This is a genomic window from Streptomyces naganishii JCM 4654, assembly GCF_014650575.1.
GTDB lineage: Bacteria > Actinomycetota > Actinomycetes > Streptomycetales > Streptomycetaceae > Streptomyces > Streptomyces naganishii.
Map to the genome: position 1 here is coordinate 492863 of NZ_BMVF01000001.1, position 20676 is coordinate 513538.

A 20676-nucleotide genomic window follows, 5' to 3' on the forward strand; every position below is an offset into this window, starting at 1 on the left:
CCCATGGCAACGCTTGAAATCCGAGACCTGCACGTCACCGTCGAGGCCGACAACGCCACGAAGGAGATCCTCAAGGGCGTCGACCTCACCGTGAAGCAGGGCGAGACGCACGCCATCATGGGCCCCAACGGCTCGGGCAAGTCGACCCTCGCCTACTCGCTGGCGGGTCACCCCAAGTACACGATCACCAGCGGCACCGTGCTGCTCGACGGCGAGGACGTCCTGGAGATGTCCGTCGACGAGCGCGCCCGCGCGGGCCTGTTCCTGGCGATGCAGTACCCGGTCGAGGTCCCCGGCGTCTCCGTCTCCAACTTCCTGCGCACCTCCGCCACCGCCATCCGCGGCGAGGCCCCCAAGCTGCGCACCTGGGTGAAGGAGGTCAAGGAGACCATGGAGCGGCTCCACATGGACCCCTCCTTCGCCGAGCGCAACGTCAACGAGGGCTTCTCCGGCGGTGAGAAGAAGCGCCACGAGATCCTCCAGCTCGAGCTGCTCAAGCCGAAGATCGCGATCCTCGACGAGACGGACTCCGGCCTGGACGTCGACGCGCTGCGCATCGTCTCCGAGGGCGTCAACCGCGTCCGCGAGACCGGCCAGGTCGGCACCCTGCTGATCACGCACTACACGCGCATCCTGCGCTACATCAAGCCCGACCACGTCCACGTGTTCGCCGGCGGCCGCATCGTCGAGTCCGGCGGCCCCGAGCTCGCGGACAAGCTGGAGAACGAGGGCTACGAGGCTTACACGAAGGGTGGCGCATCCGAGTGACACAGCTGCCGGGCCTCCTCGACACCGAGGCGATCCGCAAGGACTTCCCCGTCCTGGACCGGCTGGTCCACGACGACAGGAAGCTCGTGTACCTGGACAACGCGGCGACGTCGCAGAAGCCGCGCCAGGTGCTGGACGCCCTGAGCGAGTACTACGAGCGCTACAACGCCAACGTCCACCGCGGTGTGCATGTGCTCGCCGAGGAGGCCACGGCGCTGTACGAGGGCGCGCGCGACAAGGTCGCCGCGTTCATCAACGCGCCCAGCCGCGACGAGGTGATCTTCACCAAGAACGCCTCCGAGTCGCTCAACCTCGTGGCGAACATGCTCGGCTGGGCCGACGAGCCCTACCGGGTGGACCACGAGACCGAGATCGTCATCACGGAGATGGAGCACCACTCCAACATCGTCCCCTGGCAGCTGCTCGCGCAGCGCACGGGCGCGAAGCTGAAGTGGTTCGGCCTGACCGACGACGGCCGGCTCGACCTGTCCCGCATCGACGAGATCATCACCGAGAAGACGAAGATCGTCTCCTTCGTGCTGGTGTCCAACATCCTGGGCACGGTCAACCCGGTCGAGGCGATAGTGCGCCGCGCCCAGGAGGTCGGCGCGCTGGTCTGCGTCGACGCCTCCCAGGCCGCTCCGCACATGCCGCTGGACGTGCAGGCCCTCCAGGCCGACTTCGTGGCCTTCACCGGCCACAAGATGTGCGGCCCGACCGGCATCGGCGTCCTGTGGGGCCGCCAGGAGCTGCTGGAGGACCTGCCTCCGTTCCTCGGCGGCGGCGAGATGATCGAGACCGTGTCGATGCACTCCTCGACGTACGCGCCCGCCCCGCACAAGTTCGAGGCGGGCACCCCGCCGATCGCTCAGGCGGTCGGCCTCGGCGCGGCGATCGACTACCTCGGCTCGATCGGCATGGACAGGATCCTCGCCCACGAGCACGCCCTCACCGAGTACGCGGTGAAGCGGCTGGCCGAGGTCCCGGACCTGCGCATCATCGGCCCCACCACGGCCGAGGACCGCGGCGCCGCGATCTCCTTCACGCTCGGCGACATCCACCCGCACGACGTGGGCCAGGTCCTCGACGAGCAGGGCATCGCGGTCCGTGTCGGCCACCACTGCGCGCGGCCCGTCTGCCTGCGGTACGGAATTCCCGCGACCACGCGAGCGTCGTTCTATCTGTACTCCACTCCGGCCGAGATCGACGCTCTGGTCGAGGGCCTGGAGCACGTACGGAACTTCTTCGGATGAGGGGCTGAGGCGTGAAGCTGGACTCCATGTACCAGGAAGTCATCCTGGACCACTACAAGAACCCGCACGGGCGGGGCTTGCGGGACGGCGACGCCGAGGTGCACCACGTCAACCCGACGTGCGGCGACGAGATCACGCTGCGCGTCAAGTACGACGGCACGACGATCAGCGACGTCTCGTACGAGGGCCAGGGCTGTTCCATCAGCCAGGCCTCGGCGTCCGTGCTGAACGAACTCCTCGTCGGCAAGGAGCTGGCGGAGGCGCAGAAGATCCAGGAGACCTTCCTGGAGCTGATGCAGTCCAAGGGGAAGATCGAGCCCGACGACGCGATGGAGGACGTCCTGGAGGACGCGGTGGCGTTCGCCGGGGTGTCGAAGTACCCGGCCCGGGTCAAGTGCGCCCTGCTGAGCTGGATGGCCTGGAAGGACGCGACGGCCCAGGCGCTGGACGGCGCCGACGCCGAAAGGAAGACGGCATGAGCGAGACCGTGGAGATGAAGCCGGCCTCGGAGGAGGAGCTCCGCGAGGCCCTGATGGACGTGGTCGACCCCGAGCTGGGCATCGACGTCGTCAACCTGGGTCTCATCTACGGCATCCACGTCGACGAGTCGAACATCGCGACCGTCGACATGACCCTGACCTCGGCGGCCTGCCCGCTGACCGACGTGATCGAGGACCAGGCCAAGTCCGCCACCGACGGCCTGGTCAGCGAGCTGCGCATCAACTGGGTCTGGATGCCGCCGTGGGGCCCCGACAAGATCACCGACGACGGCCGCGAGCAGCTGCGGGCGCTGGGCTTCAACGTCTGAGCCCGGGCGCACGACCGCCCACGCGGAACACGGGGACGGCGAGGCCTCACGGGGCCTCGCCGTCCCCGCGTCTCGTGCACGGCACGTGCCGTGCACACGCCATGTCCGCGTCATTAGGCTCCGTGTCTTATGGGATACGTGATGCTCGCCGGCGCCATCGCCGCGGAAGTCGCCGCCACCACCGCGATGAAGTACAGCGAGGGCTTCAGCCGATTCGGCCCCTCGCTGGTCACCGTCCTCGGTTACGTCCTCTCCTTCCTCCTGCTCGCCCAGACCCTGAAGACCGTCTCCATCGGCTCGGCCTACGCCATCTGGTCGGGCGTGGGCACCGCGGCCGTGGCCGCGATCGGGCTGGTGTTCTTCGGCGAGGGGCTCGGCGTGGCCAAGGTCGCCGGGCTCGTACTGATCGTCGGCGGAGTGGTGGTGCTGAACCTCGGCGGGAGCCACTGACCGGACGGGCCGATCCCCGCCCGACCGGTCCATGAGACGCCACGGGGAGCGGTTCGCCGGGGCCAGGGCGCTCACGTTAGGTTTCCCCCATGACCGACACGACTGCTCCCCGCACCACCGGCGCCGTGGCCGCCGGACTCGCCACGATCGCCTCCGACGGCACCGTCCTCGACACCTGGTTCCCCGCGCCCGAGCTCACGGAAGCGCCCGGCCCGGCCGGTACCGAGCGGCTGTCCGCCGAGCGGACCGCGGAACTCCTCGGCGGCGGCGCCACCGCGGCGACCGGTCCCGACGCCCGCCGGGGCGTCGAGGTGGTCGCGGTGCGCACGGTCATCGCCTCGCTGGACGAGAAGCCGATCGACGCGCACGACGTCTACCTGCGCCTGCACCTGCTCTCGCACCGCCTGGTCAAGCCGCACGGCCTGAGCCTGGACGGCATGTTCGGCTTCCTCGCCAACGTCGCCTGGACCTCGCTCGGCCCGGTCGCCGTCGACGACATCGAGAAGGTCCGCCTCAACGCCCGCGCGGAGGGCCTGCACCTCCAGGTGACCTCGATCGACAAGTTCCCGCGCATGACGGACTACGTCGCCCCCAAGGGCGTCCGCATCGCCGACGCCGACCGGGTCCGCCTCGGCGCGCACCTCGCCGAGGGCACCACCGTGATGCACGAGGGCTTCGTCAACTTCAACGCGGGCACCCTCGGCACCTCCATGGTCGAGGGCCGCATCTCCGCGGGCGTCGTCGTCGGCGACGGCTCCGACATCGGCGGCGGCGCCTCCACGATGGGCACGCTCTCCGGCGGGGGCAACGTGATCATCTCCATCGGCGAGCGCTGCCTGGTCGGCGCCGAGGCGGGCGTGGGCATCGCGCTCGGCGACGAGTGCGTCGTGGAGGCCGGCCTCTACGTCACCGCGGGCACCCGCGTGACCATGCCGGACGGGGAGATCGTCAAGGCCCGCGACCTCTCCGGCGCCTCCAACATCCTCTTCCGCCGCAACTCGGTCACCGGCGCCGTCGAGGCCCGCCCGAACAACGCGGTCTGGGGCGGCCTGAACGAGATCCTGCACAGCCACAACTGACGGCCCCGCGGGGCGCGTTCACGCCGTCAGGGTGGACGCGAAGTCGGCGAGGGCGGTGAAGTGGCCCTCCGTCAGGCCGGTGGCCGGGTCGACCCGTTGGAGCAGCGCGGGGGCGGGGTGCGTGTCGCGCACGTACGCCGTGTCCGCGCCGCTCTGCTCGTCGTCCACCCAGGCGAACGGGCGCCCCGCGGCGTGGGCCACGATCGCCTCGGTCTTCCAGTGCACCCCGTCGGGCCGCAGCGCGAACAGGCCGGCGCCGAAGTCGACGTACGCCAGTTCGGGCAGGCCGACGACCGGGGCGATCCAGCGGTTGGCGGCGTCCATCCACGTGGTGGCCCAGCACAGTTCGTAGCCGAGGCCGAGCAGCGCCGGGCCGTGCGCGGGGTTGAGGCGGACGAGCAGCGCCCGGCCGGGGTGCAGGGCCACCGTGATCGTCGTGTACCCCTCGGGCTTGCCCGGCTCCGCCGCCCAGGGGTTGAGGGGACCGTCGACGTCGAGAAACAGCAGCGGCCGGCTCACCCGGCCACGGTACGACAAGGCGCCCGCCCCGCCGGTTCCGCCGCCTCCGGTGTGTCGGCCGTCAGGCGTTCGTGGGCCGCCAGCAGGTGGGCGACCGTTTCGGGGGCGGCCGGGAGCAGGGGCGGGCGGACCGGGCCCGCGGGCAGGCCGAGGGCGTTGAGCAGGCCCTTGACGGTGACCGTGCCGGGCAGGCCGGAGGACATCACCGACTCCACGAGTTCGGTGGCCTCCTGCTGCAGCCGGGCCGCGCCCGCCGTGTCGCCCGCGTCGAACGCGTCGAGGACGGCGCGCATGTGGCGCGGGGCGACATTGGCCACCGTGCTGACGTACCCCGTGCCGCCCACCGCGTACAGCGCCAGGTTGTGCTCGTCGCAGCCGGCGTAGAAGGCCAACTCGGTGCGCGCGAGCAGCTTCTGGGCGGCGAGGAAGTCGTAGGAGCAGTCCTTGACCGCGACGATCCGCGGGTGTTCGGCGAGCCGGAGCATCGTGTCCGGCTCGATGCGGGTGCCGGTGCGCCCGGGGATGTCGTAGAGCACCACCGGCAGTCCGCAGGAGTCGGCCACCGTGCGGAAGTGCGCCGCCACGGCCTCCTGCGGGGGCGTGCTGTAGTACGGCGTCACCACCAGCACCGCGTCCGCGCCCGCCCTGCCGGCCGCGAGCGCCAGCTCGACGGTGTGCCGGGTGTCGGCGCTGCCCACCGCGGCGATGACCGGGACGCCCTCCCCGGCCGCCTCGCGCACGGCCCGCACGAGCGCGGTCTTCTCGGCGTCCGTGGTGGTGGGCGACTCGCCCGTCGTGCCGTTGAGCACCAGACCGTCGCAGCCTCCGGCCAGCAGCCGGGCCGCCAGGCGCTGGGCGCCGTCCAGGTCCAGGCCTCCGGAGTCCGTGAACGGCGTGATCATCGCGCACAGGGCGCGGCCGAGGGGAGGGACGGGGCGGGCGGGGCGTGGCGTGGGGCCTGGAGCCGCTGTCTTGTTCATGAGGGTAGTTTCGAGGGGGGCATCGCGTAGCGCTACTTAAATCTCCTACCCAGTATTGGTAAGGATCGCTTGATGCGGCGCATCCTGTCCAAAGTGGGCCGCCATGGGTCACCATGGCAGGAGGTCACCGACGGGCAGGTCATGGGAGGCGTCATGAAGCTCGGCAAGGCACTGGCCACCGGATTCGCCGAGGAGCGGCCCGCGGCCGCGGAGGAGGAGCCCGGACGCACCGCGCCGGCCGCGAGGCCCGCGGAGCCCGGGACGGCCGAGGAGCCCGTACGGCAGCCGGCCGCCGCGTCCGAAGAGGTCCCGGCCGCCCGATGAGGCTCCGGCTGCCCGTGGAACGCCCGACGAGGCCGCCGACCGGATACAAGATCGCCCACCCGGTGCTGTCCCACGACGGCACCCGGGCCGGTTTCACCGGAGTGTCGCTCGGCGGCGCGCTGCCGTACGGCGTCCTCGCCGACGCGGCCTGCGTCTACGGCCGCAGGCACCGCCCGCCCGCCCGGCTGTGCGACTGCGGCTTCCACTGCGTGCACGAACGCGCCGCCGCCCAGGCGCTGCTGTGCACCGCCGAGCACCGCACGGCCGTGCTGCTGGAGGTCTCCGTCCTCGGCGCCTACATCCGCTTCGAGCGCGGCTTCCGCTACGCCCGCCAGCGGGTGCGCACGGCCACCGTCGGCCCCTGCGCCTGCGGCGCGCCCGCCGCCGCGCTCGCCGACGCGGGCTGGGGCAGGCCGGGCCGCCTGGCCCTCGCGCCGTCGTGCGCGGGCTGCGTGCGCGGCCGTACGTCCCTGACCCTCGCCGCCTTCGCGCGGCTGGCCGGGGAGGGACTGCGGGTGACGGCCGCCGGCCGGGCGGCGTGGCCCGCGGCCGGTCCGGACGCGCCCGGCGGACCGGCGGACGCGGGAGCCGCCGGCCCCGAGGGGCTGGGGGTGCCCGAGCTCGCCGCCGAGGCCGCCCTGTTGCAGGCCCGGCTCGACTGGTTCCAGACACAGCTGGCCCGGCTCGGCGAGCGGGGACCGGGCGGACCCGGCCAGGGGTAGTGCCGTGCGGTGCGGGTACCCGGGGGTTCCGGACCGAGAGGAGGCGGGACACCGTGACCGGCACCATTGACGCCAGGCCCGTGCGCGACGAACTCCACCCGGTGGGCGACCACCCGGTGGGCCGCCGCCCGGCGGGCGAACGTTCGGTGGGCGAACTCGTCCACCAGGCGACCGAACAGCTCTCCGACCTCGTACGGCAGGAGATGACCCTCGCCCGGGTCGAGCTGGCCCAGAAGGGGCGGCGGATGGGGCGGGGCGGCGGAATGCTCGGCGCTGCCGGAGCCATCGGCTACGTCGGCCTCATAGCGCTCGCCGCCACGGTCATCGCGGCGATCTCGCTGGCGCTGCCCGTGTGGGCGGCCGCGCTCATCGTGACCGGCGCTCTGTTCGCGATCGCCGGTCTGCTGGCCCTGGCCGGCCGCGCCCAGCTGCGCCGCGCCACACCGCCCAAGCCCGAGGCGACGCTCGGCAGCGTCAGGGCGGACGTCGAGGAGATCAGGGAAAGGGCGCACCACCGATGACCGACAGGACACAGGGGGCGGACGGCGGGTCCGCACGGGCCACCGGCGCCAAGGGCCCCGACGAACTCAGGCAGCAGATAGAGCAGACCAGGAGCCGGCTCGGCGACACCGTCGAGGAACTGGCGGCGAAGGCCGACGTCAAGGGCCGCGCCAAGGCCCGGGCGGCCGACCTCAGGGACAAGGCCGGTGCGATGACGGTCCAGCTGCGCAGCAGCGCCGTGCACGCCGGGCACCGCGCCCAGGAGAAGGCGTCCCAGGCCGGGCACCGGGCGCAGGAGAAGGCGTCCCACGCCGGGCACGGCGTCCAGGACCGGGTGGCGCAGGCGGGGCACACCGTCGAGCACTCCGTGCCGCACAGCGTGAACGACGCGGTCGCCGTCTGCCGCCGCAACCCGCGGTCCCTGATGATCGCGGGCGCGGCGGGGGCCGTGCTGGTGACGGCGGGCGTGCTCCTGCTGCGCCGCGGCCGGCAGAGCCGTCTCTGCTGACGCCGGACGCGCGCGAGAGGTCCCGCGAGCCGCTTCCAGGGGCATGACCCAGATGCGCCAGAAACCCGCCACGGGATGATCTTGGTTACTGACCGAGGGAACTGACGCGGTTCGCGTACTCGCGGCGGCCCTTGCGCTGTGCCGGAATGGCTCCGGCGTCGTCCAGGTTCTGGCAACGGTTGAGGAGTTGACGGTGGAGCGCGGGCATGGCGGTGACGCGCAGGGTGTAGCCCGTGCCGCGCCTACGGCCTGGCCGTGGTCGAGCACGGCCCGTTCGGTATCGTCCAGTTCGGTGGCGCGCAGGAAGTCTGCGACCTTGCCAGGCATGTCAAGGGTGATGGGCAGCTCCGGGGCCGGGACGCCCGAGTCCGCGGCCGTGTGCTCGGGCAGGAGGTCGGCGACGGCGGTGCGGATGGCGCCGCGGCTGACGCCGTGGTCGCGGCGAGGGCGGCGATGGAGTGGCCCTCCAGGTACGCGGTGCGCGCGGCGCCGGCCCTGTCGGCCGCCACGGCGGGGCGGCGCACGCCTTTGCTGCCCTTGGCCTCGGCGGCTCGCAGTCCGTCGTAGGTCAGCTCGCGCTGGAGGTCGCGTTGGAGTTCGCCGGAGGCGGCGAGGGTCTGCACCATGAACTTCACGGTGGACAGCAGCTCGCCGGTGCGCGGATGGCGGGCGGTGAGGTCCATCGCGGAGAACGCGCCGTCGTGGATACGCAGCGCCACCTGGTCGCGGTGGAGGACGTCGAGCACATCGAGGATGTGGCCGGTGCCGCGCACGAGGCGGAACATCTCGGAGACGTGCACAGTGTCGCCCGGCCGCGCGTAGGTGAGCAGTTCGCGGAACTTCGGCCGCTGAAGCGGGTGGAGGCGGCTGGAGGTTCCCGGGTCCTCCTCGAAGACGACTGGGTCCTCAATGCCGGCCTCATCCAGGACGAGGTTCTGCCGGGCGGTCGACTGCTGGTCGGTCGAGACCCGCTTGTAGACCAGGTTCGCCACTCGCGGGCCCCTTCCATACGGAGGATCGGACCCTATCTGTCGTCAAACCCTGTCAGTAATCACCATCGGGTCTGATTGGATTCGCGCTGCCGTGAACCCCCGGATTGCACGGGTTCATTGGACGCGTCGCCTGCCTGTCGGCAAACGATCGTTTGCGAACACCGTTCAGCCGGGCGAGGAGGCCGGAGACCGGCGGAACAGGGTGGGGGGCGAAAGTTCGTGGGCGCCGGTCACGTCCCCAGCGCGGCAGGCCCGGCGGGCGGCACGCTGGTCGACATGGCGACACCGGCCGATGGCCTGGCGACGCTGGGGGACCTGGCCGGCAGTCATCGCCGAAGGCCGACCGCCCCGACGTGCTGACCGGCAGCGATTGGCCGGGGGCGAGTTCTGCTCTCCGTTTCGGCTTCGGCCGTGTCTCGGCTGACCCTATGCGTACATGCCCGGCCGGGCCGCCCCGGGCCGCGGGGTCCCTGAGTGCCCTCCGCTCAGGCGGCGTCGAACGCCTCGGCGACGGCCAGCGTGTCCTCGTACAGGTGCATGCGAACGATTCGGCCGTCCTCGATCGCCAGGTGCAGGGCCACCGGTGTGGTGAACTCCTTGCCGGTGGGTGCGGCGGTGTGTGTGAAGGCCGCCAGCAGCACCACGTCACCACCGTCGACGATGAAGCGCTCCAGCACGACCTTGCTCTGGCCGTGCGCGAAGTGCTGCCACATGGTGGTGAAGTACGGCGCGACCTCCTCCTGGCGGGTGCGGCGCCCGGTCCAGGGCAGTGCGTCACTGCCGGGGACGTGCCAGTCGATCTCCTCGGAGAACAGTTCCTGGATGCCGTCGGGGTCCTGCTGGCCGAGGCGCTCCAGGAACTTCTCGGCCACGGTCCGCGAGGTCTGAGTGTCTGTTGTCATCGTCCTTGTCCTTTGTCTCTTCGTCTCTTGAGGGTGTCGGTCGGGCCTCAGCCCTGGAACAGGAAGTGCTTGCCGCTCAGCGGCCCGCCGAGCTGCATGAGCGCCCCGCCTTCGCGCAGTGCGCCAAGGTCGACCGGCGCGAACCCGAATTCGGTCAGCAGCCGTGTGAAGGGGGCCTTGGCGCTCTCGTCGTCACCGGCGAGGAAGACGACCTGGTTGCCGTCCTGGTGCCGGGGTTCGGGAGCCATATAGGTGGCGAACATGGCGTTGAAGGCCTTGATCAGCGTGACGCCGGGCAGTTGCTGGGCGACCCACTCGCTGCCGGTCAGCGGCGAGACGTCGGCAATACGGTGCCAGTGCCACTGGTCCGCGCCGCCGAGATGGCGCTCGGCAGCTCGGCGAGCGGGTAGGCGGCATGAACGGCGAGAAGGTGTGGATGCTGCGCGGCGATCTGGAGGACCGCTACCCGATCGCCGACACGGAGCGCCGGCACCGATGGACCCACCGCAGTCACCACGCCCGCCGCCTCGGTGCCCAGCCTGCGCCCCGCGGATCCGTCCGGCAGGCCGGTCTCCGTCGCGACCAGATCGCCGCGGTGGACGGGGGAGATGCCGACACGCACTTGGATTTCGTCGGCCCGAGGGGCCGGCGCCTCCGGCCGGTCCTCGATGTGTGCGACGGCTGCCGCATCGCCCGCCCGGTAGTGGACCACGCTCTTCATGACGCACTCCTTGTTGTGTCGAAGCCATTGCCTGGGTGAGACGGTCGCAAGTACGCGGCTCGGACGCCCGGGAGCGTCGAATGCGTCCCGCCTCGCCGATTCGCCGCCTAGAGCTGTGTGACGCCGCCGTCGACGAGCAGTTCCGCGCCGGTGGTGAAACTGCTTTGGTCGCTGGCCAGGTAGAGGGCGGCAGCGGCGATCTCGTCGGGACGGCCGAAGCGGCCGAGCGGGGTCGGCGGGGCGGGCTCGGCCGCGGTGGGCCGGTCGTCGCGCGGAAAAGCGGCGACGAGCTCGGCCAGGCCCGGTGTCTCGACGGGGCCGGGGGTGAGGGCGTTGACGCGGATTCCGCGGCCGGCCAGCTCAGCGGCCCAGGTGCGTGCGAGGCTGCGGACCGCGGCCTTGGTGGCGGCGTAGACGCCCAGGCCCGGGGTGGCCAGCAGAGCCGAGTTGGAAGAGATCAGCGTCACCGAGGCGCCGGCCGTCAGCAGCGGCAGCGCCTTCTGGACAGTGAAGACCGTGCCCTTGAAATTGATCGAGGCAGTGCGGTCGTACTCTTCCTCGGTGATCGTGCCGAGCGGGCTGTATTCCCCGACGCCGGCGTTGGCCACCACAATGTCCAGGCGGCCGCTGCGGTTCGTGATCTCGGCGAAGACCCGGTCGAGGTCGCCGAGATCGGAGGCATCGGCCTGGATGGCGATGCCCAGGGCTCCGACCTGTGCGACGGCGGCGTCGAGCTCGGTTTTGCGGCGCCCGGTCAGGTAGACGGTGGCGCCCTCGGCGGCGAAACGGCGGGCGATCGCCAGGCCGATGCCGCTGGAGGCGCCGGTGACGAGGGCGGTCTTGTCTTCCAGTTGTCCCATGAGATTCTCCAATTCCTTAGTGTAACTATTTTGGTTACATCGGCGGCCGTGGAATACGACCCCCCTCGATCAAGGGAAGTCGACGGTTCGAGTTCAGGCGGCTTTCAAGACGTCCCGCAGCACGTCCTCCAGCGTAGTCTTGGCCAGCTCCCTGCGCAGGGCGGCCTCCACGTCGTCGTACACGGCGGCCATCGCCGGCCCGATGCCGTGACCCACAATGCACTCGGGGTCCGGTGTCGCGCGATGCAAGGCGAAGACCGGTCCCGGTTCGATCGCCTGGTAGACGTCGAGCAGAGTGATCGCCGCCAGGTCCCGCGCGAGCATCCAGCCCGCCCCCGCCCCCCGCCGTGAATCGGCCAGGCCGGCCTTGCTCAGCTTGGCCAGCAGGCGGCGGATCACCACCGGGTTGGTGTTGACGCTCGTCGCGATCTGCTCGGAGGTGGCGACCTCGTGGCCACGCCGCTGATACAGCCCGATCCATGTCAGGGCGTGCGCCGCAATGGTCAGTCTGCTGTTGGCACTCACGTCGGACTCCTCAGTTCTAGTCGTAACGATAGTTGTTACAACTGCATGCGGCAAGTCCTGCGGGGCTGGCCGGGCCGACCTCGTCAAGGAGCACGCCACCCGCGAGCACACCATCGCCGAGTTCTTCTCCGTCAGCCGGGAGCTGGACGGTGCGGATGACGCGGCCGACCTCGCGGAAGGCCGTGTATGTCGCGTTCTTGCGTGAGCCCGCCCGCAGGCGCCGCAGCGGCAGCGTGGAGGAGATGGCGCCCTCGCGCACGGAGACGGCCACCCGCATCAGGTGCCGGAGGCGGCTGGGCCGGCAGGTGCTCGTCACAGCCAGCACGAGCGGCGGCCCACTCGACCTCGTCACGGCTCGGCGAGAAGAACAAGTGCAGCTCGTGCGCGGTGATCAGCCGCTTGAACCGCGGATACGCGGTCCTCTCGATCGAGGTCACAGCCCACCGCGCCCCGGACGACATCCAACGTCACCACCAACGACGCTGAGCTGAACGGGTGACGGGTGTGCCCCCCCAGGCCCCCAAGATCATCCCGTGGCGGGTTTCTGGCGTATCTGGGTCATGGCCGTTCCATCGCCGAGGTGGGGGCGGCTCCGTGTTGGTTCCGGCGGCCGCCTGCCGAATACTCAATGCGTCTGGACAAAAAAAGTTTTCGGTGGGACGCTGGGCGCGTGCTGGACGTCACCGTGATCGAGGATCCCGAAGCCGCCGCCGTCTGCCTGGACCCCGTCCGGGTCCGGCTGCTCGCCGAGCTGGGCGGCGGCCCGGCGTCGGCCGCCATGCTGGCCGGGAAGGTGGGCCTGCCCCGGCAGAAGGTGAACTACCACCTCAAGGCGCTGGAGCGGGTCGGCCTGGTCGAGCTCGCCGGCGAGCGCCGCAAGGGCAACGTGAACGAGCGGCTGATGCGGGCGACGGCGGCGTCGTACGTCATTTCGCCGCTGGCGCTCGCCGCGGTGCAGCCGGACCCGGACCGCTTCCGCGACCAGTTGTCCGCGCGCTGGCTGCTCGCGCTCGGCGCGCGCCTGGTGCGGGACGTCGGCACGCTGATCACCGGCGCGGCCAGGGCCCGCAAGCGGCTGGCAACGTACGCGCTGGACGGCGAGGTGCGCTTCGCCTCCGCCGCCGACCGGGCCGCGTTCGTCCAGGAGCTGACGGCCGGTGTCGGCGCGCTGATCCGCAAGTACGACGCGCCCGGCGCCGAGGGCGGACGCGACCACCGGGTCGTCCTCGCCCTGCACCCCACGGTCCGGGAGGAGAGCCCGGCCGCCCCCGAAACCGACCAGAGCTGAGCAGGAGCCCCGCCATGTCCAAGGAATTCGAGATCGTCCGCGAGTTCGAGGTCGACGCCACGCCCGAGGAGGTGTGGGAGGCGGTCACCGCCGGGACCGGCGGGTACCTGTGGCCGATGGAGCCGCCCGAGCCCAAGGCGGGCGGCCGGGGGCCGTTCGGGTCCACCGTCACCGCCTGGGACCCGCCGCACCGCTACACCAACCGCAGCGAGGACACCGGCATGCCGGCCCAGCCGCTCAACCAGCTCGACCACACCATCGAGCCGCGCGACGGGGGACGCCGGGCCTGGGTGCGGTACGTGCACAGCGGCATCTTCACCGACGACTGGGACAACCAGTACGACGGCGCGAACCGGCACACCGACTTCTACCTGCACACCCTGCGTGAGTACCTGACCCACTTCGCGCCGCGCCCGGTCGCGTTCTCGACCCTGAACGGCCCGGAGGCCTCCACCGCCCCCGACGCCTTCGCCGCCGTGGGCCGGGCCCTCGGGCTGACCGACGGCGACGCCGTGGGAGCGCGGGTGAGCGTCCGGGGGCCGCGGCCCTTCGAGGCGGTGCTCGACTACCGCGACGAGTACTTCATCGGCCTGCGCACCGACGAGGCCCTGATCCGCTTCTTCGGCCGCAACCACTGGTCCGCCCCGATCGGCCTCAGCGTCCACGACTTCGCCCAGGACGCGGACGCCGAGGCCACCGGGGCCGCCTGGCAGGCCTGGCTGACCTCGGCCTTCTCCACCGGCTCCCGCTCCTGAAACAGCGGCCGGCCCGGCCCGGGGGTGCTCCCGCGGCCGGGCCGGGTGTGTCCTCGGCTACGGGTGGAAGCGCAGGACCTGCGGGTCGTGGTCGCTGATCTGGTCGTGGAACTCCGAGTTGATGTGGACGCTGTCGTAGTCGAAGTCGCAGGCCCGGCGGATCGAGGGGCTGATGAGGATCTGGTCCAGGACCTGCTGGTTGCCCTGGTAGTCGTAGGTGTAGCGCTCGCTCTTCGGCAGGGACTTGACCGCCGACCAGAGTTCGCCGTCGCCCTCCAGGATCTTCGCGGTGCCGGAGAACTCGAAGTCGTTCATGTCGCCGAGCGCGATGACGTCCGCGTTCTTCTGGACCTTCAGGATGTCCTTGACGAAGGAGTTCACCTCGGCGGCCTGGAGGTGGCGCTGCACCTCCGAGCCGCGCGTCGGGGGCTGGTACTGCGAGGTCAGCCCCTGGTCGCCGCCCTTGGAGGCGAAGTGGTTGGCGATCACGAAGACCGTCCGCCCGCGGAAGACGAACTCACCGGCCAGCGGCTTGCGGCTGGACTTCCAGGCGGCGCTCGTGGGGTCGATCCGTCCGGGGGAGAAGGTGAGGGCCGCCCTGCCGTGCTCCCTGGTGACGCCGACCGCGCTGGTCGAGTCGCCGCCGGGCCGGTCGGTGAAGGACACCCGAGCGGGGTTGAACAGGAACCCCTGGCGGATGTTGCCGCCGGGCTCGCCGCCGTCCTGGTCGTTGACCGGGTCGATCGAGCGCCACTCGTACCTCGGGCCGCCGGCCGCGACGATCGCGTCGATGAGCTTGTTCACCGTCACGCTCGCGTCGACCGTGCCGTCGTCCGTGGCGCCGTTGTCGTCCTGGATCTCCTCCAGGGACACGATGTCGGGCGACTGGAGGTTGTTCACGATCGCGGAGGCGTGCGCGTCGAACGTCGAGTCGGACGGGTCGAGGTTCTCGACGTTGTACGTGGCCACCGCGAGCTCGCCGTGCGACTGCTTGCGGGTGGTCTCCCGCTGCAGACCCGCGCTCTGGAGCGTGCCCATGTGGTCCGCGACCAGGGTGTACCCGCCGTACTGGTTGTAGTCCAGCGGGCCGCTGGTGGCGCCGGCGAGGGTGTCGCCGACGTTCGCCACCGGGAAGCCGGCGGTGGGGCCGAGCGACTGGATCTGGATGCGGCCGGTGTTCTGGGAGTCGTAGGAGCCGTACACCGTGCCGCCGCGCCGGCCGGCGTGCTCGTGCGGCTTCACCGTGACCCACAGCTCGCTGTAGGGGTCGGTGGCGGTGACCACGCGGGCGTCGGCGACCTGGACGTTCATGCCCTCCAGGGACTCGTAGTAGTCCAGGGCGTACTTCGACGGCTGGAGGGTCAGCCCGTTGACCGAGCCGTTCGCGGCGGCGTCCCCGGCGGGGGCGTACGCGGCCGGGACCGACTGGGCGTCGAGGACGACCGGCGCCGGGACCGCGTTGCCGCTGGAGAGCACGGTGACCGCCGGCTTGGTGATCTCCGTGACCGACTGGTTGCCGGAGGAGGCGCCGCCGGGGACGTACTCCGAGACGGTGCCGGTGACCGTGACCGAGTCGCCCACCGCGACCTTCGGGGCGGAGCTGGTGAAGACGAAGACGCCCTCACTCGTGGCCGGGTCGGCGTCCGGGTTCGGGTCCTGCATCCAGAAGCCCTTGGACGAGCCGTAGGTGCGCACGCCGGTGACGATTCCGGCCACGTCCGCGACCTTCTGGCCGGCGTACGGGGATATCCGGGTCGTGCCCTGGATGTCGTGGATGCGCACGGAGTCCGCGTGCGCGGGCGTGGGGAGGACGATCGTCTGGACGACCGCCGCCGCGGAACAGACGGCGGCGACGGTCAGCGCGGCGAGACGCGCGGAAGACTTGCTCGGCAACGGAATCCCTCCGGGGACGTACGTGAGCGCCGGGACGAGGGTGGAGCGGATGAAGACATGACAACGCGCGTAGAGCACCCGGAAAACAGTGAACAGCTGTCCCCCCGAACTTCTACGCGCGTCAATCTCCTGCGGGGCCAGGTCAGTTGTCAAGGTTTCGGCCATGTACGGGAGCCGGCGGAGAGATGAACCGGGCGGCATCGGTGGAAATCCGTCTAGGCTGAGCGGTTGAGCCGTCAGGCCCTTCAGCCCCGGGCCGGGCGAACCCGGCGAACAACAGGCCCTAGGAGAACCAGCCGATGTCAGACAGGTCCCCGCTGCCCCCGGTGCGGCTCGCTTCCGAACCGGAACTGGCCCGGGACGCCCTCGCCACCCCGCTGCTCTCGCGTGCCGCGCGGCTCGCCCGCTGGGCCGGGCCCGGCACCCGCGTCGACGCCGGGGGCGTGCTGGTGGAGGAGCAACTGCCCGCCGCCGCCGAGGTGCTCGGGCTGAGCGGGGACGACGCGGCGGCCTGCGCGAGCGAGGCCTGGCGCGCGGCCCTCGACGCCGGGCTCGTCGAGATCGCCGACGAGGACGCGGGCACCGTCGCCGCCGGGCCGGAGCTGGCCGTGCTCACCGGCGGCTCGCCGCACGACGTGCTGTCCGTGTGGCTGAACGTGCTGGAGTCGGTGCTGGCCGACGCGAGCGTGCCGGACCTCGACGGTCTCGTCGACGCGATGGAGGAGGGCGGCCCGGTCGACTTCTCGGCGCTGGACTGGGACCCGGGCGCCGAGGCGGAGTTCCTCGACGGCGTACTGGCCAACCTCTACCTGCTGACGGCGGGAGGGGAGGGGCCGGGCGCCGGCGCCGGCGCCGTCGCGGGTGCGGGACCCGTGCCGCTGCCCGCGCTCGCCGCCTCGGTGATCGTGCCCAGCGACATGGGGGAGCCCACCAACGACATACTGGAGCAGGTCTCCGACGCGATGATGCGGCTGGACGACCAGTTCCGCCTGCTGGAGCCGGTGGGGCTGGTCGAGTACCGGCCCGTGGACGAGGAGCTGCTCGCCGACGCCGAGGAGGCGGACGGGCCCGCCGCGCCGGTGGACGACGTGGACGTCAGCCGCTACGGCATGGTGCGGCTCACGCCGCTCGGCCTGTTCGGGCTGCGGGCGCGGCTGCTGGAGGCGGGGTTCGAGGCGCCCGCGGTCGGCGAGCTCGCCGACAAGGGGGCGGACGCGCTGCTCGACGGCACGGCCGCGTTCCCGCCCGCCGCCTCGCACGCCGAGACCGAGCAGTGGCTCGCGCGGCGCGAACCGCTCGCCGCGGCACGGGAGTTGCTGTCCGCCGCGCGCGGCACCGACGCCGGGGCGCCGCTGCGGCGGCTGCGCTGCCAGCAGGCGCTGTCCCTGGTCGGCGGCGAGGCCGAACCGGCCCTGCGCGAGGTGCTCGACGACCCCGAACTCGGCGGGCTGGCCCGGGTCTGGCTCACCGAGCGGGGCCACACCGATGTGCCCGCGCCCTCCCAGGACATGGTCTTCTGGCTGACCATCGACACGGTGGCCGCCCAACTCGCCGCCGAGGGCGACTCCGAGGAGCTGTACGACCTGGTCGAGGGCCTCGCCGACCAGCACGGCGGCTTCTTCGCCGCGGCCTGGCGGGTGGACCACCCGCAGACGGCGGACGTGCTCGAGGCGATGGGCCGCCTCCACCCGGACCGCAGGACCGCCAAGGAGGCCCGCAAGGCGGCTTTCAAGGCCCGCTCGAATCGGGGCTGAGGCCGGCTCGAGCCGGGGCTGTTGAGAGGACCGGCAGGGTCCGCGGGGGTCCGGGGGCGGTGGCGGGCGAGCGGGTGACTTTCCCGGTTCATGGGGCCGCGCATACGGATTCATGGAAGAGAACCCGGTGAAGTCGTCCCGCGTTCAATCCGCGTTCAGGCGCGGGCGGGACGGTTTCGGCGATCGAGGTCCGCCACCCTCCACGGCAGCCCACCGTCTCAGGAGACACCATGTCGCTCACCCGCAGGGACTTCGCCAGACAGTCCGCGCTCACCGGCGCCGGAGTGGCCCTGGCCGGCAGCGTCGGCGCGCTCGCCACCGCGCCGAACGCCCTCGCGTCCACGGACACGGACGTCGAGACCGCGCCCGGCGCGGCGGGGAACGCGGCGGACGCCCGTCACGGGGTCGGCTACGGCCCGCTGTTGCCCGACCCGGAGGGTCTGCTCGCCCTGCCGGCCGGCTTCTCGTACCGGATCATCACCCACAGCGGCCGGACCCGGCTGGAGTCGGGCGAGTTCACCCCGTCCAACCACGACGGCACGGCCGCCTTCGAGGGCCCGCGCGGCGCCACCCTCCTCGTGAACAACCACGAGCTGAAGGGCCCCCGCGCCGGCTGGAAGTACCCCGTCCCGCTCACCGAGGGCCTCGTCTACGACCCCGCCGCCTCCGGTGGCTGCACGGTCGTCGAGGTGCGCCGCGACCACGTCGCCGAGTGGGTCGGCATCGCCGGCACCTCCACCAACTGCGCGGGCGGCAGCACCCCTTGGGGCACTTGGCTCACCTGCGAGGAGACCGAGGACAAGGCCGGCCAGAACGGCATGACCAAGGACCACGGGTACGTCTTCGAGGTCGACCCGGAGGACCGCCGCGCCAACCGGGACCCCCGGCCGGTCAAGGCCCTCGGCCGCTACGCCCACGAGGCGGTCGTCATCGACCCCCGGCGCGGCCACGCGTACCTCACCGAGGACGCCTCGAACCCCAACGGGCTGCTCTACCGCTGGACCCCGCCGGCCGGCTTCCACCACGGGCGCGGCAGGCTGCGCACCCTCGCCGACGACGCGGGCGTGCTCCAGGCCTTCAAGTGCTTCGACTCCGGCGGCCGGTTCGTCGACGACCTCTCCCGCGCCACCCGGACCGGCACGGTCTACGGCGTCGACTGGGTCGACGTGCCCGACCGCGACGCGCGCACCACCTCCGTGCGCAAGCAGTTCACCACCGGCCAGGTCACCCGTGCCCGCAAGCTCGAGGGCATGTGGTGGGGCGACGGCGGCGCCTACATCGTCTCCTCCTTCGCCCGCGCCGAGAGCCCGCTCCAGCACGACGGCCAGGTCTGGTTCTACGACCCCATGCGCCGCACCCTCACCCTCAAGGTGCTGCTCGGGGTGAACCCGGACCCGGCCGCGGACGGCGCCTTCGACGGCCCGGACAACATCACCGTCTCGCCCTACGGCGGTCTCGTCATCGCCGAGGACGGCGAGGGTGTCCAGCACCTGTTCGGCGCCACCGACAGCGGCCGCACCTACCCGATCGCCCGCAACGAGCTGAACATCGGCACCGAGGAGGAGCCGGAGTACAGCGAGTTCACCGGCGTCACCTTCTCGCCCGACGGCCGCACGCTGTTCGCCAACATCCAGGAGCCGGGCATCATGCTCGCCATCACCGGCCCCTGGAAGCGCCAGCGGCGGTGACCCGGACCCCGGAAGGCCGCTGAGGCCGGGGGCGCCCCCGCCGTCCCGTCGCCGCACCGGCGAGGGCGCCCCCGAGCACGTACCGCCGTGCCGCCCGTCGGCTACAGGGCCTGGGCGGCCGGCTTCACCATGTTGCGGACCGTGCGGGCCTTGACGAAGTCGCCGATGGCCGTCATCTCCCACTCGCCGGAGAACTGCCGGATCAACTTGGCCATCATCACGCCCGTCTGCGCCTCGGCGTGGGTGAGGTCGAAGCGGACCAGCTCCTCGTCGGTGGCCGCGTCCACCAGCCGGCAGTACGCCTTGGCGACCTCGGTGAACTTCTGCCCGGAGAAGGAGTTCACCGTGAAGACCAGGCCGGTGACCTCCTGGGGCAGCCGGCCGAGGTCGACCACGATCACCTCGTCGTCGCCCGCGCCCTCGCCGGTGAGGTTGTCGCCGGAGTGCTTGACCGCGCCGTTCAGGATCGACAGCTTGCCGAAGTAGCAGCTGTCGAGGTGGTTGCGCTGCGGGCCGTAGGCGATCACGGAGGCGTCCAGGTCGATGTCGGCGCCGCGGAACGCCGGCTCCCAGCCGAGGCCCATCCGCACCTGGGACAGCAGCGGGCGGCCGCCCTTGACCAGGGAGACCGTCTGGTTCTTCTGCAGGCTGACGCGGCCCTTGTCCAGGTTGATCTTGCCGGTGCCCGGGGCGGGCGCCGACGGGGCCGGGGGAGCGGGCGGGGCGGGCGGAACGGGCGGCGTCACCTGGGGCTGCATGGCGGGCGGCGGAGCCATGGGCTGCGGCGGGGCGCCCGGGTGCGGCGGGGCCGGCGGGGTCACGGGCTGGGGCGCCACGGCCGGGGCCGGCTCCTCGACCGAGACGCCGAAGTCGGTGGCGATGCCGGCGAGCCCGTTGGCGTACCCCTGGCCGACGGCGCGCGCCTTCCACTGGCCGTTGCGCCGGTAGATCTCCACGATCACCAGCGCCGTCTCCGCGCCGAGCCGGGGCGGGGTGAAGGTGGCCAGCACCGCGCCGCCGTCCGCGTCGCGCAGGGTGGCCGTGGGCTCGATGCCCTGGAACGTCTGGCCGGCGGCGTCCGGGCTCGCCGTGACGACGATCTTCTCGATGCCCGGCGGTACGGCGGCCGTGTCCACGGTGATCGCGTCCGGCGCCGTACCGCCGCCCGGGCGGTAGGTGACGCCCGGGCCCGAGGGCTGGTTGTAGAAGATGAAGTCGTCGTCCGAGCGCACCTTGCCGTCGCCCGTGAGCAGCAGGCCCGAGACGTCCAGCCGCACCGGGGCGGCCACGTCCACCGTGACGCGCGCGGCGGACAGAGGGATGTTCGAGCCAGGGGTCATAGCTGTCATGTGGGGGCTAACGAACGAGGGTGCTTTACCGTTCCCT

Annotated in this window: 25 protein-coding genes; 14 read left to right on the forward strand and 11 right to left on the reverse strand. The window is 71.8% G+C overall.

All coding sequences use genetic code 11. From position 1 onward, the window contains the following. Positions 1–3 precede the first annotated feature (3 nt). The 6 genes from sufC (at position 4) to dapD (ending at position 4358) form a co-directional block, all read left to right on the forward strand. The gene (gene sufC / locus IE217_RS02180; protein WP_190175941.1) at positions 4–768 is read left to right on the forward strand and encodes a Fe-S cluster assembly ATPase SufC; all 765 of its coding nucleotides are present in this window, start codon (positions 4–6) and stop codon (positions 766–768) included. After that, the gene (locus IE217_RS02185) at positions 765–2021 is read left to right on the forward strand and encodes a cysteine desulfurase (protein ID WP_190175942.1); all 1257 of its coding nucleotides are present in this window, start codon (positions 765–767) and stop codon (positions 2019–2021) included. Before sufC ends, IE217_RS02185 begins: the two co-directional genes overlap by 4 nt. Positions 2022–2032: 11 nt before the next feature. After that, entirely contained in the window at positions 2033–2500 is a 468-nt protein-coding gene (sufU, locus tag IE217_RS02190; protein ID WP_189708661.1) for a Fe-S cluster assembly sulfur transfer protein SufU, read from the forward strand. Then, positions 2497–2829 carry a metal-sulfur cluster assembly factor gene (locus IE217_RS02195; protein WP_003989431.1) on the forward strand — a complete coding sequence of 111 codons (333 nt, stop codon included), beginning with the start codon at positions 2497–2499 and terminating at the stop codon, positions 2827–2829. The genes sufU and IE217_RS02195 overlap by 4 nt, the downstream gene beginning before the upstream one ends. A 129-nt stretch (positions 2830–2958) precedes the next feature. After that, the gene (locus tag IE217_RS02200; RefSeq protein ID WP_190175943.1) at positions 2959–3279 is read left to right on the forward strand and encodes a DMT family transporter; all 321 of its coding nucleotides are present in this window, start codon (positions 2959–2961) and stop codon (positions 3277–3279) included. Positions 3280–3368: 89 nt separating this feature from the next. Next, positions 3369–4358: a 2,3,4,5-tetrahydropyridine-2,6-dicarboxylate N-succinyltransferase gene (gene dapD, locus IE217_RS02205; protein ID WP_190175944.1), complete on the forward strand. Its 990-nt coding sequence runs from the start codon at positions 3369–3371 to the stop codon at positions 4356–4358. Positions 4359–4376: 18 nt separating this feature from the next. Here dapD and IE217_RS02210 read toward each other — a convergent pair whose 3' ends face one another. After that, on the reverse strand, positions 4377–4877 hold the full coding sequence (locus tag IE217_RS02210; protein ID WP_190175945.1) for an HAD domain-containing protein: 501 nt from the start codon (positions 4875–4877) through the stop codon (positions 4377–4379). Then, on the reverse strand, positions 4874–5857 hold the full coding sequence (dapA, locus tag IE217_RS02215; protein WP_190175946.1) for a 4-hydroxy-tetrahydrodipicolinate synthase: 984 nt from the start codon (positions 5855–5857) through the stop codon (positions 4874–4876). The genes IE217_RS02210 and dapA overlap by 4 nt, the downstream gene beginning before the upstream one ends. A gap of 72 nt (positions 5858–5929) precedes the next feature. Here dapA and IE217_RS02220 point away from each other — a divergent pair, with 72 nt between their 5' ends. Genes IE217_RS02220 through IE217_RS02235 form a run of 4 tightly spaced genes read left to right on the forward strand, consistent with a single transcriptional unit; the run spans position 5930 to position 7912 of the window. Beyond that, on the forward strand, positions 5930–6181 hold the full coding sequence (locus IE217_RS02220) for a hypothetical protein (protein ID WP_190175947.1): 252 nt from the start codon (positions 5930–5932) through the stop codon (positions 6179–6181). Further along, the gene (locus IE217_RS02225; RefSeq protein WP_190175948.1) at positions 6178–6903 is read left to right on the forward strand and encodes a hypothetical protein; all 726 of its coding nucleotides are present in this window, start codon (positions 6178–6180) and stop codon (positions 6901–6903) included. The genes IE217_RS02220 and IE217_RS02225 overlap by 4 nt, the downstream gene beginning before the upstream one ends. 53 nt (positions 6904–6956) lie before the next feature. Beyond that, complete coding sequence (locus IE217_RS02230; protein ID WP_190175949.1) at positions 6957–7424, forward strand: phage holin family protein; 468 nt, start codon at positions 6957–6959, stop codon at positions 7422–7424. Continuing rightward, the gene (locus IE217_RS02235) at positions 7421–7912 is read left to right on the forward strand and encodes a DUF3618 domain-containing protein (protein ID WP_190175950.1); all 492 of its coding nucleotides are present in this window, start codon (positions 7421–7423) and stop codon (positions 7910–7912) included. The genes IE217_RS02230 and IE217_RS02235 overlap by 4 nt, the downstream gene beginning before the upstream one ends. Before the next feature lie 242 nt (positions 7913–8154). Here the strand turns inward: IE217_RS02235 and IE217_RS02240 are convergent, their stop codons facing one another. The 7 genes from IE217_RS02240 to IE217_RS02270 all read right to left on the reverse strand — a co-directional run bounded on the left by IE217_RS02240 (position 8155) and on the right by IE217_RS02270 (position 12237). Further along, positions 8155–8904 (reverse strand): recombinase family protein, encoded by a 750-nt coding sequence (locus IE217_RS02240; RefSeq protein ID WP_229864972.1) that lies wholly within the window; start codon positions 8902–8904, stop codon positions 8155–8157. Between the two features lie 485 nt (positions 8905–9389). Next, positions 9390–9806: a nuclear transport factor 2 family protein gene (locus tag IE217_RS02245; RefSeq protein ID WP_190175951.1), complete on the reverse strand. Its 417-nt coding sequence runs from the start codon at positions 9804–9806 to the stop codon at positions 9390–9392. A gap of 47 nt (positions 9807–9853) precedes the next feature. Continuing rightward, entirely contained in the window at positions 9854–10069 is a 216-nt protein-coding gene (locus IE217_RS02250) for an NAD(P)-binding domain-containing protein (RefSeq protein WP_190175952.1), read from the reverse strand. Positions 10070–10131: 62 nt separating this feature from the next. Then, the gene (locus tag IE217_RS02255) at positions 10132–10527 is read right to left on the reverse strand and encodes an alcohol dehydrogenase catalytic domain-containing protein (RefSeq protein ID WP_190175953.1); all 396 of its coding nucleotides are present in this window, start codon (positions 10525–10527) and stop codon (positions 10132–10134) included. A gap of 107 nt (positions 10528–10634) precedes the next feature. Further along, positions 10635–11387, reverse strand: a complete 753-nt coding sequence (locus tag IE217_RS02260) for an SDR family NAD(P)-dependent oxidoreductase (RefSeq protein ID WP_190175954.1) — start codon at positions 11385–11387, stop codon at positions 10635–10637. A 93-nt stretch (positions 11388–11480) separates the two neighbouring features. Then, positions 11481–11912, reverse strand: coding sequence for an Rrf2 family transcriptional regulator (locus IE217_RS02265; protein WP_190175955.1), 432 nt, complete (start codon positions 11910–11912; stop codon positions 11481–11483). 16 nt (positions 11913–11928) lie between these two features. Further along, positions 11929–12237: a Tn3 family transposase gene (locus IE217_RS02270; protein WP_190175956.1), complete on the reverse strand. Its 309-nt coding sequence runs from the start codon at positions 12235–12237 to the stop codon at positions 11929–11931. A gap of 345 nt (positions 12238–12582) precedes the next feature. Between IE217_RS02270 and IE217_RS02275 the strand changes: the two genes are divergently transcribed. Together IE217_RS02275 and IE217_RS02280 are read left to right on the forward strand one after the other, a co-directional pair. After that, positions 12583–13200, forward strand: a complete 618-nt coding sequence (locus IE217_RS02275) for an ArsR/SmtB family transcription factor (protein WP_190175957.1) — start codon at positions 12583–12585, stop codon at positions 13198–13200. Positions 13201–13214: 14 nt separating this feature from the next. Continuing rightward, positions 13215–13955 carry an SRPBCC family protein gene (locus IE217_RS02280; protein WP_190175958.1) on the forward strand — a complete coding sequence of 247 codons (741 nt, stop codon included), beginning with the start codon at positions 13215–13217 and terminating at the stop codon, positions 13953–13955. A 57-nt stretch (positions 13956–14012) separates the two neighbouring features. Here IE217_RS02280 and IE217_RS02285 read toward each other — a convergent pair whose 3' ends face one another. Then, a complete protein-coding gene (locus tag IE217_RS02285) occupies positions 14013–15848 on the reverse strand; it encodes a DUF8508 domain-containing protein (RefSeq protein WP_190175959.1) in 1836 nt (611 codons plus the stop codon). 299 nt (positions 15849–16147) lie between these two features. Here IE217_RS02285 and IE217_RS02290 point away from each other — a divergent pair, with 299 nt between their 5' ends. Together IE217_RS02290 and IE217_RS02295 are read left to right on the forward strand one after the other, a co-directional pair. Further along, positions 16148–17602, forward strand: coding sequence for a hypothetical protein (locus IE217_RS02290; protein ID WP_190175960.1), 1455 nt, complete (start codon positions 16148–16150; stop codon positions 17600–17602). 230 nt (positions 17603–17832) lie between these two features. Next, positions 17833–19290 carry an alkaline phosphatase PhoX gene (locus IE217_RS02295; RefSeq protein ID WP_190175961.1) on the forward strand — a complete coding sequence of 486 codons (1458 nt, stop codon included), beginning with the start codon at positions 17833–17835 and terminating at the stop codon, positions 19288–19290. 101 nt (positions 19291–19391) lie between these two features. Here the strand turns inward: IE217_RS02295 and IE217_RS02300 are convergent, their stop codons facing one another. Further along, positions 19392–20630 (reverse strand): TerD family protein, encoded by a 1239-nt coding sequence (locus IE217_RS02300; RefSeq protein WP_190175962.1) that lies wholly within the window; start codon positions 20628–20630, stop codon positions 19392–19394. Positions 20631–20676 lie beyond the last annotated feature (46 nt).

Coding starts and splice junctions, on each gene's coding strand:
- sufC (WP_190175941.1), top strand. CDS start 4: ATGGCAACGCTTGAAATCCGAGACCTGCACGTCACCGTCGAGGCCGAC.
- IE217_RS02220 (WP_190175947.1), top strand. CDS start 5,930: ATGCGGCGCATCCTGTCCAAAGTGGGCCGCCATGGGTCACCATGGCAG.
- IE217_RS02200 (WP_190175943.1), top strand. CDS start 2,959: ATGGGATACGTGATGCTCGCCGGCGCCATCGCCGCGGAAGTCGCCGCC.
- IE217_RS02250 (WP_190175952.1), bottom strand. CDS start 10,069: ATGTTCGCCACCTATATGGCTCCCGAACCCCGGCACCAGGACGGCAAC.
- IE217_RS02235 (WP_190175950.1), top strand. CDS start 7,421: ATGACCGACAGGACACAGGGGGCGGACGGCGGGTCCGCACGGGCCACC.
- IE217_RS02300 (WP_190175962.1), bottom strand. CDS start 20,630: ATGACCCCTGGCTCGAACATCCCTCTGTCCGCCGCGCGCGTCACGGTG.
- IE217_RS02255 (WP_190175953.1), bottom strand. CDS start 10,527: ATGAAGAGCGTGGTCCACTACCGGGCGGGCGATGCGGCAGCCGTCGCA.
- dapA (WP_190175946.1), bottom strand. CDS start 5,857: ATGAACAAGACAGCGGCTCCAGGCCCCACGCCACGCCCCGCCCGCCCC.
- IE217_RS02290 (WP_190175960.1), top strand. CDS start 16,148: ATGTCAGACAGGTCCCCGCTGCCCCCGGTGCGGCTCGCTTCCGAACCG.
- IE217_RS02260 (WP_190175954.1), bottom strand. CDS start 11,387: ATGGGACAACTGGAAGACAAGACCGCCCTCGTCACCGGCGCCTCCAGC.
- IE217_RS02295 (WP_190175961.1), top strand. CDS start 17,833: ATGTCGCTCACCCGCAGGGACTTCGCCAGACAGTCCGCGCTCACCGGC.
- dapD (WP_190175944.1), top strand. CDS start 3,369: ATGACCGACACGACTGCTCCCCGCACCACCGGCGCCGTGGCCGCCGGA.
- IE217_RS02280 (WP_190175958.1), top strand. CDS start 13,215: ATGTCCAAGGAATTCGAGATCGTCCGCGAGTTCGAGGTCGACGCCACG.
- IE217_RS02225 (WP_190175948.1), top strand. CDS start 6,178: ATGAGGCTCCGGCTGCCCGTGGAACGCCCGACGAGGCCGCCGACCGGA.
- IE217_RS02245 (WP_190175951.1), bottom strand. CDS start 9,806: ATGACAACAGACACTCAGACCTCGCGGACCGTGGCCGAGAAGTTCCTG.
- IE217_RS02195 (WP_003989431.1), top strand. CDS start 2,497: ATGAGCGAGACCGTGGAGATGAAGCCGGCCTCGGAGGAGGAGCTCCGC.